Below are 11,755 nucleotides of genomic sequence, written 5' to 3'. Positions count from 1 at the left end.
AGCGGTCTAAACCGATTGTTTGACCCAGCTCAAATAACTGTGTTCACGAATTCGAAACAGTTCTCACTTCAGCTCATAAGCGTATATTTTCTCGGCTTCCATCTGGTAACCGGCGTCGGCCAGTTCGCTGCTGGAGGCTCTAACCTGCATCTTTCCTTCGATCCAGTAGGGCTGGTAGAGGTCTTCGACGCGTACACCCATCTCGCTGAAAATATGCACGATCTGGTTGGACGGCGGTGGCGGCACATGGATGCACGCGCCGTAGTAGGGCACCAGCAGAAACTCGGTGGTGCGGCCTTCTTCGCTGACTTCCAGCGGCACGATATAGCCCGGCAGCTTGATCTGCTGGCCGTCCAGGCTTTTGACCACCGGCGCATCGGGCGCCTGTTGGCGCGCCGGGGGGGCCGATTCGGCGGACAGCGCGTTGCTCAGCTGCGACATGTCGTGCAGGGGTGCCAGCTGAGGCGGGATGACCGGTGCACCTTCCGGGATCAGTGCAGGCCAGTCGAGTTCGTGGGGCTCCGCCGCCCAGGTTGGGGCGGCGAACATCAGCAGGGATAACAACAGCGCGCGAAGCATGGCGTTCTCTCAAAGGTGTATCGACAGTCCATCGGCCAGCGACTGCCGGTAAGCGCGCCAGGCCGGCACGCTGCCCATCAGCAGGGCGGCGCCGAGGATGATAGCCAGCAATGTCCACTCGTGCGCGCTGGGCCAGGCCAGCGGCAGGTACAGGCCATAGCTGGCCTGCACGTAACCTTGGGCGAGGGCGATGCCAGCGTACATAAGGCCGAGGCCGGCGACGATCCCCGCCGTCGCCAGCGCCAAGGCTTCCAATACCAGCAAGCCGGCAATGTGCCAGGGGCGGGCACCCACCGAGCGCAGGATCGCCATTTCCCGACGGCGTTCGTTGAGGCTGGTGAGGATCGCCGTGAGCATGCCGATCAGCCCGGTCAGCACGACGAACAGCGAGACCACGAACAGCGCCTGTTCGGCCGTGCCCATCAGGCTCCACAGTTCCTGCAGCGCGACCCCGGGCAAGATCGCCAGCAGCGGTTCGTTGCGGTATTCGTTGATCTCGCGTTGCAGGCTGAACGTGGCGATCTTGTTGTTCAGGCCGAGCATGAACGCGGTGATCGCCGCTGGCTGCAGGTCCATGCCGCGTGCCTGCTCGGCGCTGATGCGCCCGGCGCCACGGGCTGGCACGCCGTTGTGCCAGTCGACGTGGATGGCCTCCATGCCGGCGAGGCTGATGTGCAGGGTCCGGTCGACCGGCGTGCCGGTGCGTTTCAGTACGCCCACTACGGTAAACGGTTTGTCGTCGTGCTTGACCAGGCTGATCGCCGCCACGCCATGGGCCAGCACCAGCTTGTCGCCAAGCTTGTAGTGCAAGGCGTCGGCGACTTCGGCGCCGAGCACCACTTCGAACGGATCATCGGCGAACTCACGGCCCTGGCTTAATTCCAGATGTTGCCGGCGCCCGTACTGGTAATGGCTGAAGTAGTCGCCGGTGGTGCCCATCACCCGGTAGCCCCGGTGCGAGTCGCCGAGCGAGATCGGGATCGCCCACTTAACCCGTGGGTCTTGGGCGTAGTGCTGGTAGCTGTCCCAACGGATGTTGTTGGTGGCGTTGCCGATTCGGAACACCGAATACAGCAGCAGGTTCACCGACCCCGAGCGGGCGCCGACGATCAGGTCGGTGCCGCTGATGGTGCTGGAGAAGCTGGCGCGGGCTTCGGTACGCACGCGCTCGACGGCCAGCAGCAGGCATACCGACAAGGCGATGGCGAAGGCGGTGAGGAAGGCGGTGAAGCGGCGGTTGGCCAGGCTGGCCAGGGCAAGGCGAAGCAGATACATCAGGCCTCCCGGGGCTTGGCCGCGCGGTTCAGCTCGGCCAGGGACAAATGACGGTCGAACAGCGGTGCCAGGCTCTGGTCATGGCTGACGAACAGCAGGCTGGAACCGGCCGCCCGGCACTCGTCGAACAGCAGGCGGATAAAGGCTTCGCGGGTGTCGGCATCCAGCGCCGAGGTCGGTTCGTCGGCGATCACCAGCTCCGGCTGGCCGATCAGCGCACGGCCGGCGGCCACGCGCTGCTGCTGGCCGATCGACAGGCTGCCGGCGCGGCGGGCGAGCAGCGTCGGGTCGTTCAGGCCCAGGTGGGCGAGCAATTCGGTAGCCGCCTGGTCGACACTGCCATGGCGCTGCCGCGCACGCTCGGCACGGCTGTGCGAGAAGCGGCAGGGCAGTTCGACGTTTTCACGCACCGACAGAAACGGCAGCAGGTTGAACTGCTGGAAGATATAGCCCGTGTGGTCGACCCTGAAACGGTCGCGGGCGCCTTGGCCCAGCGCGGCGAGGTCTTGGCCCAGCAGCCGGATGCGGCCCTGGCCCGGCAGGTTGACACCGCCCAGCAGGCCCAGCAGGGTGGTCTTGCCACTGCCGCTGGGGCCTTTGAGAAACAATGCCTCGCCGGCGTCCAGGCACAACGCCGGGATCTCCAGCAGCGGCGCCTGGCCTGGCCAGGCGAACACCAGGTCCTGCAGGTCGATCAGTGGCTGGCTCATTCAGAACGCGACCACGGCCTTGGCAGGCGAGGTTTCCAGGCCTTTCTGGCCGTTCGGGCCGATCAACTGCACGTTGATCTTTTGCGTGGCGGGGAAGGTCTTGAACAGCGGGCTGAGGTCGAGCTGGGTGAGTTTTTCCGGCGCGGAACAGTTCAGCTGATAGTGGGCATTGATGTCGCTGTGTTGGTGGCCGTGCTCGTGTTCATCACCGTCGTCATCCTTTGCCGCATCACCGAACAGCGGGCTCTCCAGCTCCTGAGCGTCTTCCTTGCAACCGGCTGCCGCTGCCAGGCCGAACAGCTTCAGCGGCTGTTCGAGTTGCTGGCGCACGGCGGCGACCTTGCCCTTGTCGGCGTCGCTGCTGGCGCTGTGCTCGAAACCGACCAGGTTCATTGCCGGGCTGTCCAGCTCAAGCTCCAGGGTATTGCCGTCGAGCACCACATTGAGTTTGGCCACGCCATGCTCGTGAGCACCGAGCGTGCCGTGGGCGTGGTCATGGTCATGATCGTCGTGGGCATGGGCCACGGCCAGGGGCAGCAGGGCGAAGGGCAGGGCAAGCAGCAGACGACGCATGAACGACTCCAGGAGCAGGCTGTGAATGATTTAGTAATGTTATAACAACTTTTGTCGGCGCCGCCAGCCTGCGTGGCGCAGGTTTCATGTTGCTGTAGCATGGCCCTATTGACCTGCGATCAAGGAAATCATCGTGAGAATTCGTGGACAGATTGGTGACTGGCCGGTGGACCTGACCATCGAGCTGGAGCCGGCGGAGTGGGCGCAGTTGGGGCGGCAGATCGAAGTGCCGGTGGTGACCGAAGCGGCGGCAACGACTACGCCTGTGGTGTCGCGCCAGGATGACGGGCAGTGGTCGGCGGCGCGTGAGGTGTTACGCCAGGCGGGGCAGATGAACGGGCCGGAGTTGCTTGATCGGCTGGAGGGGCTGACGGGCAGTACGGCGGCGGGTAAGCGGCTGCTGGTGCGGTTGCGGCACAGCAGTGAGGTGAAGGTGGAAAGTGGGGCGGATGCCCCGGTGTATCACTGGGTCGGTTGAGTGCTAAAGCACATGGGGCCGCGATAGCGGCCCCATAACAGCTTCAGAACATTGCCGAAGACAGCCGACGGCGATAAACACCCACCAACGGATGATCTCCTCCCAGCAATTCGAACACCTGCAACATCGCCTTTTGCGGCAACCCGTTCTCATAGCCCCGGTTACGCTGGAACAGCTTTAACAGCCCATCCAGCGCCGCCTCGTATTGCTGGCGCGCCAGTTGCTGGATGCTCAGCTGGTAAGCCGCTTCATCATCCTGCGGGTTCTGCGCCAGGCGGCTCTTCAGCTCGGCGACTTCCGGCAGGCTGGCGGCCTGGCGCAGGAAGGTGATCTGGGCCTTGGCGCCGGCCAACGCTGCCTTGTGCTCGTCGGTCTTGACTGCGTCCAGCACCACCTGGGCTTCACCCAGCTCATTGCGCTCGGCCAGGCAGCGGGCATACAGGATCAGCGCCTCGGCATTGCTGTTGTCTTCACCCAGCAGCGCCTGCAACAAGGCTTCGGCCTCGGCGAAACGGCTCTCGGCGAACAGGCCCTTGGCCTGCTCCAGCGGCGAGGCTGCTGGTGGTGGCGGCATCTGCACGTGCGGTTCGAGCAGGGCGCGGATCGCCGACTCCGGCTGCGCACCGGCAAAGCCATCGACCGGCTGGCCATCCTTGAACAGCACCACGGTCGGCAGGCTGCGAATGCCGAACTGGGCGACGACTTGCTGTTCCACATCGCAGTTGATCTTGGCCAGCAGCAGCTCGCCCTGGTAACCCTCGGCGATTTTCGCCAACAGCGGCATCAACGCCTTGCACGGCGCGCACCACTCGGCCCAGAAGTCCACCAGGACCGGCTTGTGGAAGGAATTCTCGATCACCAGCTGCTGGAAGTTGGCATCGGTGGCGTCGAAGATGTAAGGCGTTTCCTGACTCATCTGGACTCTCGCAAATCGGTGAATGGCACCACTATAAAGGCTCGCGGCTGGCGTGGTACAGGCTGACCCGGCGGAATTCGTGCGGCTCGGCCAGGTCGGGTAGGGTCAGCGCTTCGAGCACGCCTAATGGCCGATACAGCGGATGATTGAAATCACGGACCCGCGAATCGGCCACCAGTGCCTGGCGACCCCGGCCGAGAAAGGCATCGAGCAGCGGCAGATTGGCGCGGTCATAGAGCACATCGGCGACCAGAATCAGGTCGAATCGGTCGGCTTCATTGAAGAAATCACTGCTGTAGCCCAGCTCCACGCCGTTCAACAGTGCATTGGCCTGACACGCCTGCAGGGCCAACGGGTCGAGGTCGCAGGCCACCACTTCCAGGGCGCCGGCACGCGCCGCGGCAATCCCGGCGATACCGGAGCCTGCGCCAAAGTCGAGCACCCGTTTGCCCGCCACCCACTCTGGGTGTGTCGCCAAGTAACGGGCCATTGCCAACCCGCTGGCCCAGCAAAAGCTCCAATACGGCGGCTCTTCAAGAATGCGCCGGGTTTCTTCGCTGCTGAATGCGCGGTCCATGTTCTGGTCGTCGATCAACCAGAGCTTGAGCGGGCACTCCGGCAACTCGCTGACCACCAGACGCGCCTCACCGATCAGGCCACTGAGTGCCTGTTGCAGGGCAAGCGGCGCCACTTACGGCGCCTTTTCGAATTGCAGCGGGCCGGTGGCCTGGGTCTGGGCCTGGGTAATGCGTACGGGCGGCAGGTGCAGGATCAACTGCCCGGAGTTGCTCGCACGGCCTCGCAGTTCTACCCGCGCACCGGCCGGAAAGGCTTCGGGGTTGAAACGCAGCTGGTAGGGCAGTGCCTGGCCGGTGCCGGTCAGGGTGCTGCTGGCCAGCAGCTGTTGCGGCCGGCCGCGCTCGTCGATGATCAGCAGCGCCAGCTCCACGTCGGCGCCGGCCGGAATTGCCATCAACGTGCCGCTCAGCTCGCGCTGGTAGGCCGGCAAGGGGCCGAGCGGTTGGGCCTTTTTCGCCACCTTGGCGGGTGCGGGGGCGGGGGCTGGTTCAGATTTGGGCCGGTCACTGCCACAGGCGGTGAGCAGGGCGGCGCAGCACAGCACGGCGAGCGCTCGAAGATGCATGGGGTAATCCTTCACGGACAGAATTCCATGGATGTTAACCCCTTTGGCTTGTCTTGCCAGTGGGATGCGCTACCATGGCCCTCCCTTTTTTTGTTGCCTGCCACCATGCACTGTCCCTTTTGCGGTGCCAACGACACCAAGGTCATCGACTCGCGCCTGGTCGCCGAGGGCGAGCAAGTGCGCCGCCGTCGCGAATGCGTCGCCTGCGGCGAGCGCTTCACCACCTTCGAAACCGCCGAGCTGGTATTGCCCCGGCTGATCAAGCAGGACGGCACCCGCCAGCCTTTCGACGAAGACAAGCTGCGTGCCGGCATGCAGCGTGCGCTGGAAAAGCGCCCGGTCAGCGTCGAACGCCTGGAAGCTGCGCTGGCGCATATCAAGAGCCGCCTGCGCGCCACTGGCGAGCGTGAGGTCAAGTCGCTGGTGGTCGGTGAATTGGTGATGGCCGAGCTGCGCAAGCTCGACGAAGTCGCCTATATCCGTTTCGCTTCGGTGTACCGGCGCTTCCAGGACCTCGACGAATTCCGCGAAGAAATCGACCGCCTGGCCCGCGAGCCGGCTAAAGAGTGAGCATGCCGAGCCAGACTGCGATCCTCGACGCCCACTACATGGCCCGTGCCCTGGAGCTTGCGCGCAAGGGCGTCTACACCACCCACCCCAACCCGCGTGTGGGTTGCGTGATCGTCCGCGATGGCGAGGTGGTCGGTGAGGGCTGGCACGTGCGCGCCGGGGAGCCGCATGCCGAGGTGCATGCCCTGCGCCAGGCCGGTGAGCGTGCCCGCGGCGCCTGTGCTTACGTGACGCTTGAACCGTGCAGCCACCATGGCCGCACCCCACCCTGCGCCGAAGCGCTGGTGAAGGCGGGCGTGGCGCGCGTAGTCGCCGCCATGCAGGACCCCAACCCGCAGGTCGCGGGTCAAGGCCTGCAGCGTCTGGCCGATGCCGGCATCGAAGTCGCCAGCGGCGTGCTCGAAGCCGAAACCCGTGCCCTGAACCCCGGTTTCCTCAAGCGCATGGAACGTGGCCTGCCGTTCGTCCGCGCCAAGCTGGCCATGAGCCTGGACGGCCGCACCGCCATGGCCAGCGGCGAAAGCCAGTGGATCACCGGCCCCGCCGCCCGTTCCGCCGTGCAGCGCCTGCGGGCCCGTGCCAGTGTGGTGCTGACCAGTGCCGCCAGCGTGCTGGCCGACAACGCGCGGATGACCGTGCGCGCTGCCGAGCTGGGCCTGGATGAACAAACCACCGCCCTGGCGATGAGCCGCACACCCCTGCGCGTACTGATTGATGGCCGTCTTCGCCTGCCGCTGGATGCCCCATTCTTCCAGGCCGGCCCAGCCCTGGTGGTGACCGCCCAGACCGGTGACCCGCGTTACGCCGAGGCCGGCCACGAACTGCTGAGCCTGCCCGGCGGCGACGGCCAGGTAGATCTTCCATCATTGCTGAAGGCCCTGGCCGCCCGTGGGGTCAACGAGATCCTCCTGGAAGCCGGCGCCGGCCTGGTCGGCGCCTTTGCCCAGCAAGGCCTGGTCGACGAGTACCAATTGTTCGTCGCTGGCACCTTCCTCGGTTCCCAGGCCCGGCCGCTGCTGGACTGGCCGCTGAGCAAGATGAGCGAAGCGCCAAGGCTGAAAATCACCGAAATGCGCGCAGTGGGCGATGACTGGCGGGTCACGGCCATCCCCCTGCCGGCGCCCGGCGTATAATGCCGGGCTTGCCCCGCGCAACCCGTTTTTGAGGAAGACCCCATGTTCACCGGCATCATCGAATCCATCGGCACCATCCGCAGCCTGACCCCCAAGGGCGGTGACGTGCGCGTCTACGTCGAGACCGGCAAGCTCGACCTGGGCGACGTCAAGCTCGGCGACAGCATCGCCGTCAACGGCGTGTGCCTGACCGCAGTCGAGCTGCCAGGCGATGGTTTCTGGGCCGACGTCAGCGTTGAAACCCTCAAGCGCACCGCCTTCATCGACCTCAAGAGCGGCAGTAAGGTCAACCTGGAGAAAGCCCTGACCCCAACCACCCGCCTGGGCGGCCACCTGGTCAGCGGCCACGTCGACGGCGTCGGCGAAATCATCTCGCGCAGCGATAGCGCTCGCGCCATCCAGTTCCGCGTGCGTGCGCCCAAGGAATTGGCCAAGTACATCGCCCACAAGGGCTCGATCACCGTCGACGGCACCAGCCTGACGGTCAATGAGGTCGATGGCGCCGAATTCGAGCTGACCATCGTCCCGCACACCCTGTCCGAAACCATCATGGCCGACTACCGCGCAGGGCGTCGGATCAACCTTGAGGTCGACCTGCTGGCCCGTTACCTGGAGCGTCTGCTGCTGGGCGACAAGGCGGCCGAACCGAGCAAGGGCAGTGGCATCACCGAAAGCTTCCTGGCCGCCAACGGCTTCTTGAAATCCTGATTGAGAAGGGGGTGCCGCGTGGCGCTCAACAGCATCGAAGAACTGGTCGAAGATATCCGCCAGGGCAAAATGGTCATCCTCATGGATGACGAAGACCGCGAGAACGAAGGCGACATCATCATGGCCGCCGAGTGCTGCCTGCCTGAGCACATCAACTTCATGGCCAAGCATGCCCGTGGCCTGATCTGCATGCCGATGACCCGCGAGCGCTGCGAAACGCTGAAGCTGCCGCTGATGGCGCCGCGCAACGGTTCGGGCTTCGGCACCAAGTTCACCGTGTCGATCGAAGCCGCCGAAGGTGTCACCACCGGCATTTCCGCCGCCGACCGCGCCCGCACCGTGCAGGCTGCCGCCGCCAAGGACGCCAAGGCCGAAGACATCGTCAGCCCCGGCCACATCTTCCCGCTGATGGCCCAGCCTGGCGGCACCCTGGCCCGCGCCGGCCATACCGAAGCCGCCTGCGACCTGGCGCGGATGGCCGGCTTCGAGCCGAGCGGCGTGATCTGCGAAGTGATGAACGACGACGGCACCATGTCGCGCCGCGCCGAGCTGGAAGTGTTCGCCGCCGAGCACGGCCTGAAGATCGGCACCATCGCCGACCTGATCCACTACCGCATGATCCACGAGCGCACCGTGCAGCGCGTGTCCGAGCAGCCGATCGAAAGCGAGCTGGGCGAGTTCAACCTGGTCACCTACCGCGACGCGGTGGAAGGCGACGTGCACATGGCCCTGACCCTGGGCAAGATCTGCGCCGAAGAGCCGACCCTGGTGCGTGTGCACAACATGGACCCGCTGCGCGACCTGCTGATGGTCAAGCAACCGGGGCGCTGGAGCCTGCGCGCTGCCATGTCCGCCGTAGCCGAGGCCGGCAGCGGCGTGGTGCTGCTGCTGGGCCACCCGCTGGATGGCGACGTGCTGCTGGCGCACATCCGCGAAAGTGCGGGTGATGCGCCGACCAAAGCCCCGACCACCTACAGCACCGTCGGCGCCGGTTCACAGATCCTGCGTGACCTCGGTGTGCGCAAGATGCGCCTGATGAGTTCGCCGATGAAGTTCAATGCGATATCCGGATTCGATCTGGAAGTTGTAGAATACGTGCCCTCCGAGTGACTTGAGGCGGCATTGACGCCCTTAAGCTCGAGTCCAGACCCCTGCCGAGGCCGCTTGTATGCGGCCTCGCTCTTGAACATGAGAATATCGGAATGACCCTGAAGACCATCGAAGGTACCTTCATCGCCCCCAAAGGTCGCTATGCTTTGGTGGTTGGCCGCTTCAACAGCTTCGTTGTCGAAAGCCTGGTAAGCGGCGCCGTTGATGCCCTGGTACGCCACGGTGTCAGCGAAAGCGAGATCACCATCATCCGTGCCCCGGGCGCGTTCGAAATCCCGCTGGTGGCACAGAAAGTCGCCCAGCAGGGTGAATACGACGCGATCATCGCCCTGGGCGCCGTGATCCGTGGCGGTACCCCGCACTTCGAATACGTGGCGGGCGAGTGCACCAAGGGCCTGGCCCAGGTGTCCATGGAGTTCGGCGTGCCTGTGGCGTTCGGCGTGCTGACCGTCGACTCCATCGAGCAAGCCATCGAACGTTCCGGCACCAAGGCCGGTAACAAAGGTGCTGAAGCTGCCCTGTCCGCTCTGGAAATGGTCAGCCTGCTGGCGCAGTTGGAGGCCAAGTGATTAGCGACGAAAGCGATCGTTTCAACCCGCGCGATCCAAAACCTGCGGATGCCGGCAAGCCATCGAAAAGCGCCAAGCGCCGCGAAGCCCGCAAGCTCGCGACCCAGGCCCTGTACCAATGGCACATGGCCCAGCATTCGCTGAACGAGATCGAAGCGCAGTTCCGGGTCGATAACGATTTCACCGATGTCGACGGTGCCTATTTCCGCGAGATCCTGCATGGGGTTCCGGCGATCAAGGGCGAAATCGACAACGCGCTGAAGCCGTGCATGACCATTGCCATGGAAGAGCTCGATCCGGTCGAACTGGCCGTGCTGCGCCTGTCCACCTGGGAATTGATCAAGCGCGTCGACGTGCCGTACCGCGTGGTAATCAATGAAGGCGTGGAACTGGCCAAGGTCTACGGCGCCACTGACGGCCACAAGTTCGTCAACGGCGTGCTGGACAAGCTGGCGCCTTCGCTGCGCGAAGCAGAAGTCAAGGCGAACAAGCGCTGATCCTGGCGCTGTCGAGCCATGGGTGAGTTCGAGCTGATCAACCATTACTTCGCCGCCGCGCCTTGTGCGCAGGGTGGCGAGGGCGTGGCCCTGGGCATCGGCGACGACTGCGCGCTGCTCGACCTTCCCCCCGGCGAACAACTGGCGGTGTCGACCGACACCCTGGTCGCCGGGGTGCACTTCCCGGCGGTCTGCGACCCTCAGCTGCTTGGCCAGCGCGCATTGGCCGTGGCGGCCAGCGACCTGGCGGCGATGGGTGCCCACGCCATCGGCTTTACCCTCGCACTTACCCTGCCCAACGTTGGCCCGGACTGGCTTGCAGCCTTTGCCGACGGCCTCAGCCGCATGGCCCAGCGTTGCCGCATGAGCCTGATCGGCGGCGACACCACTCGCGGTCCCCTGAGCATTACCGTGACCGTGTTCGGCCGTGTGCCGGCCGGCCAGGCGTTGCGCCGTAGCGGCGCTCGTCCGGGCGACCTGCTGTGTGTCGGCGGCGTGCTGGGCAAGGCTGCCGGGGCGTTGCCGCTGGTGCTGGGCGAGCGCGAAGCGCCGGCCGAGCAGGCCGAGCCGCTGCTGGCGCACTATTGGTCGCCGCAGCCCCAACTCGACCTCGGCCTGCGCTTGCGTGGCCTGGCCACGGCGGCGCTGGACATCTCCGACGGCCTGCTTGCCGACTGCGGGCATATCGCCAAGGCGTCGGCGGTCGCGCTTGAGGTGAACCTGGCACAGGTGCCAGTGTCTCCTGCATTAGAAGCCTTTCTTGGCCGCGAAGCGGCGGTGCAGGCGGCGCTCATCGGCGGCGACGACTACGTGCTGGCCTTCACGCTACCGGCTGAAGCGCTTTCATCTTTGGTCGACGCTGGTGTGTATGTTATCGGCCAGGTCCGTGAAGGGCAGGGCGTGACCCTGCTAAACCCGCAGGGCCAGGACATCACCCCCGTACAGCGGGGCTATCAACACTTTAGGGAGACACCGTGACCGACCACCCGAACCAGGTGCCTGCGGAGTTCGTTCCGCCCTCGGTCTGGCGCAACCCGTGGCACTTCATCGCCTTTGGCTTCGGTTCCGGCACCTTGCCCAAGGCCCCCGGCACCTGGGGCTCGATGGTGGCGATCCCATTCATCCCGCTGTGGCAGATGCTCCCCGACTGGGGCTACTGGCTGTTGTTGGGCGTGACCATGCTGTTTGGCTTCTGGCTGTGCGGCAAGGTGGCCAATGACTTGCGCGTTCACGATCATGAAGGCATTGTCTGGGACGAGATGGTCGGCATGTGGATCACCCTGTGGCTGGTGCCAGAAGGGTGGCAGTGGATCCTCGCCGGGTTCCTGATGTTCCGCTTCTTCGACATCCTCAAGCCGTGGCCGATTCGTTGGATCGATCGCCATGTGCACGGCGGTGTCGGCATCATGCTCGACGATATCCTGGCCGGCGTGTTCGCCTGGCTGGGCATGCAGGTTCTGGTGTGGGCGGTTGGCTGAAACAGGGAGCGCTTC

16 protein-coding genes are annotated in these 11,755 nt (G+C 65.0%); 9 read left to right on the top strand and 7 right to left on the bottom strand.

Annotated features, from left to right (window positions below):
* Nucleotides 1-63 precede the first annotated feature (63 nt).
* The 4 genes from ACIQUF_RS22785 to ACIQUF_RS22770 are packed head-to-tail and all read right to left on the bottom strand — an operon-like array spanning nucleotide 64 to nucleotide 3,137.
* Complete coding sequence (locus ACIQUF_RS22785; protein ID WP_403135735.1) at nucleotides 64-579, bottom strand: DUF3299 domain-containing protein; 516 nt, start codon at nucleotides 577-579, stop codon at nucleotides 64-66.
* A 9-nt stretch (nucleotides 580-588) separates the two neighbouring features.
* Nucleotides 589-1,854: an ABC transporter permease gene (locus ACIQUF_RS22780; protein WP_403135733.1), complete on the bottom strand. Its 1,266-nt coding sequence runs from the start codon at nucleotides 1,852-1,854 to the stop codon at nucleotides 589-591.
* Nucleotides 1,854-2,564, bottom strand: coding sequence for an ATP-binding cassette domain-containing protein (locus ACIQUF_RS22775; RefSeq protein WP_403135730.1), 711 nt, complete (start codon nucleotides 2,562-2,564; stop codon nucleotides 1,854-1,856). Before ACIQUF_RS22775 ends, ACIQUF_RS22780 begins: the two co-directional genes overlap by 1 nt.
* Nucleotides 2,565-3,137, bottom strand: a complete 573-nt coding sequence (locus tag ACIQUF_RS22770; RefSeq protein ID WP_403135727.1) for a DUF2796 domain-containing protein — start codon at nucleotides 3,135-3,137, stop codon at nucleotides 2,565-2,567.
* Between the two features lie 133 nt (nucleotides 3,138-3,270).
* Between ACIQUF_RS22770 and ACIQUF_RS22765 the strand changes: the two genes are divergently transcribed.
* On the top strand, nucleotides 3,271-3,615 hold the full coding sequence (locus ACIQUF_RS22765) for a hypothetical protein (protein ID WP_403135724.1): 345 nt from the start codon (nucleotides 3,271-3,273) through the stop codon (nucleotides 3,613-3,615).
* A 43-nt stretch (nucleotides 3,616-3,658) separates the two neighbouring features.
* On the opposite strand, the gene trxA is transcribed toward ACIQUF_RS22765, so the two are convergent.
* The 3 genes from trxA to ACIQUF_RS22750 are packed head-to-tail and all read right to left on the bottom strand — an operon-like array spanning nucleotide 3,659 to nucleotide 5,675.
* Nucleotides 3,659-4,531: a thioredoxin gene (gene trxA / locus ACIQUF_RS22760; RefSeq protein ID WP_403135721.1), complete on the bottom strand. Its 873-nt coding sequence runs from the start codon at nucleotides 4,529-4,531 to the stop codon at nucleotides 3,659-3,661.
* Between the two features lie 31 nt (nucleotides 4,532-4,562).
* Complete coding sequence (locus tag ACIQUF_RS22755; RefSeq protein ID WP_403135718.1) at nucleotides 4,563-5,222, bottom strand: class I SAM-dependent methyltransferase; 660 nt, start codon at nucleotides 5,220-5,222, stop codon at nucleotides 4,563-4,565.
* Nucleotides 5,223-5,675, bottom strand: coding sequence for a YbaY family lipoprotein (locus ACIQUF_RS22750; protein WP_403135716.1), 453 nt, complete (start codon nucleotides 5,673-5,675; stop codon nucleotides 5,223-5,225). It lies immediately after the preceding gene.
* A gap of 105 nt (nucleotides 5,676-5,780) precedes the next feature.
* On the opposite strand from ACIQUF_RS22750, the gene nrdR reads away from it, so the two are divergent.
* The 8 genes from nrdR to ACIQUF_RS22710 all read left to right on the top strand — a co-directional run bounded on the left by nrdR (nucleotide 5,781) and on the right by ACIQUF_RS22710 (nucleotide 11,740).
* The gene (gene nrdR / locus ACIQUF_RS22745) at nucleotides 5,781-6,245 is read left to right on the top strand and encodes a transcriptional regulator NrdR (RefSeq protein WP_016393425.1); all 465 of its coding nucleotides are present in this window, start codon (nucleotides 5,781-5,783) and stop codon (nucleotides 6,243-6,245) included.
* Between the two features lie 2 nt (nucleotides 6,246-6,247).
* Nucleotides 6,248-7,378: a bifunctional diaminohydroxyphosphoribosylaminopyrimidine deaminase/5-amino-6-(5-phosphoribosylamino)uracil reductase RibD gene (ribD, locus tag ACIQUF_RS22740; protein WP_403135711.1), complete on the top strand. Its 1,131-nt coding sequence runs from the start codon at nucleotides 6,248-6,250 to the stop codon at nucleotides 7,376-7,378.
* Nucleotides 7,379-7,420: 42 nt separating this feature from the next.
* Nucleotides 7,421-8,086, top strand: a complete 666-nt coding sequence (locus ACIQUF_RS22735; protein WP_403135708.1) for a riboflavin synthase — start codon at nucleotides 7,421-7,423, stop codon at nucleotides 8,084-8,086.
* An 18-nt stretch (nucleotides 8,087-8,104) separates the two neighbouring features.
* Nucleotides 8,105-9,196 carry a bifunctional 3,4-dihydroxy-2-butanone-4-phosphate synthase/GTP cyclohydrolase II gene (ribBA, locus tag ACIQUF_RS22730; RefSeq protein WP_387530108.1) on the top strand — a complete coding sequence of 364 codons (1,092 nt, stop codon included), beginning with the start codon at nucleotides 8,105-8,107 and terminating at the stop codon, nucleotides 9,194-9,196.
* Between the two features lie 92 nt (nucleotides 9,197-9,288).
* Nucleotides 9,289-9,765, top strand: a complete 477-nt coding sequence (gene ribE, locus ACIQUF_RS22725) for a 6,7-dimethyl-8-ribityllumazine synthase (RefSeq protein WP_317660021.1) — start codon at nucleotides 9,289-9,291, stop codon at nucleotides 9,763-9,765.
* Nucleotides 9,762-10,262 (top strand): transcription antitermination factor NusB, encoded by a 501-nt coding sequence (nusB, locus tag ACIQUF_RS22720; RefSeq protein WP_400798789.1) that lies wholly within the window; start codon nucleotides 9,762-9,764, stop codon nucleotides 10,260-10,262. The genes ribE and nusB overlap by 4 nt, the downstream gene beginning before the upstream one ends.
* A gap of 18 nt (nucleotides 10,263-10,280) precedes the next feature.
* Complete coding sequence (gene thiL / locus ACIQUF_RS22715) at nucleotides 10,281-11,240, top strand: thiamine-phosphate kinase (protein WP_403135703.1); 960 nt, start codon at nucleotides 10,281-10,283, stop codon at nucleotides 11,238-11,240.
* Nucleotides 11,237-11,740: a phosphatidylglycerophosphatase A gene (locus ACIQUF_RS22710; protein WP_313714135.1), complete on the top strand. Its 504-nt coding sequence runs from the start codon at nucleotides 11,237-11,239 to the stop codon at nucleotides 11,738-11,740. Before thiL ends, ACIQUF_RS22710 begins: the two co-directional genes overlap by 4 nt.
* Nucleotides 11,741-11,755 lie beyond the last annotated feature (15 nt).

Source organism: Pseudomonas sp. NPDC090233, from assembly GCF_044772285.1.
Taxonomy (GTDB): domain Bacteria; phylum Pseudomonadota; class Gammaproteobacteria; order Pseudomonadales; family Pseudomonadaceae; genus Aquipseudomonas.
The sequence above is the reverse complement of the archived record's forward strand: the minus strand, read 5'-3'. Positions and strand labels throughout refer to the sequence as shown.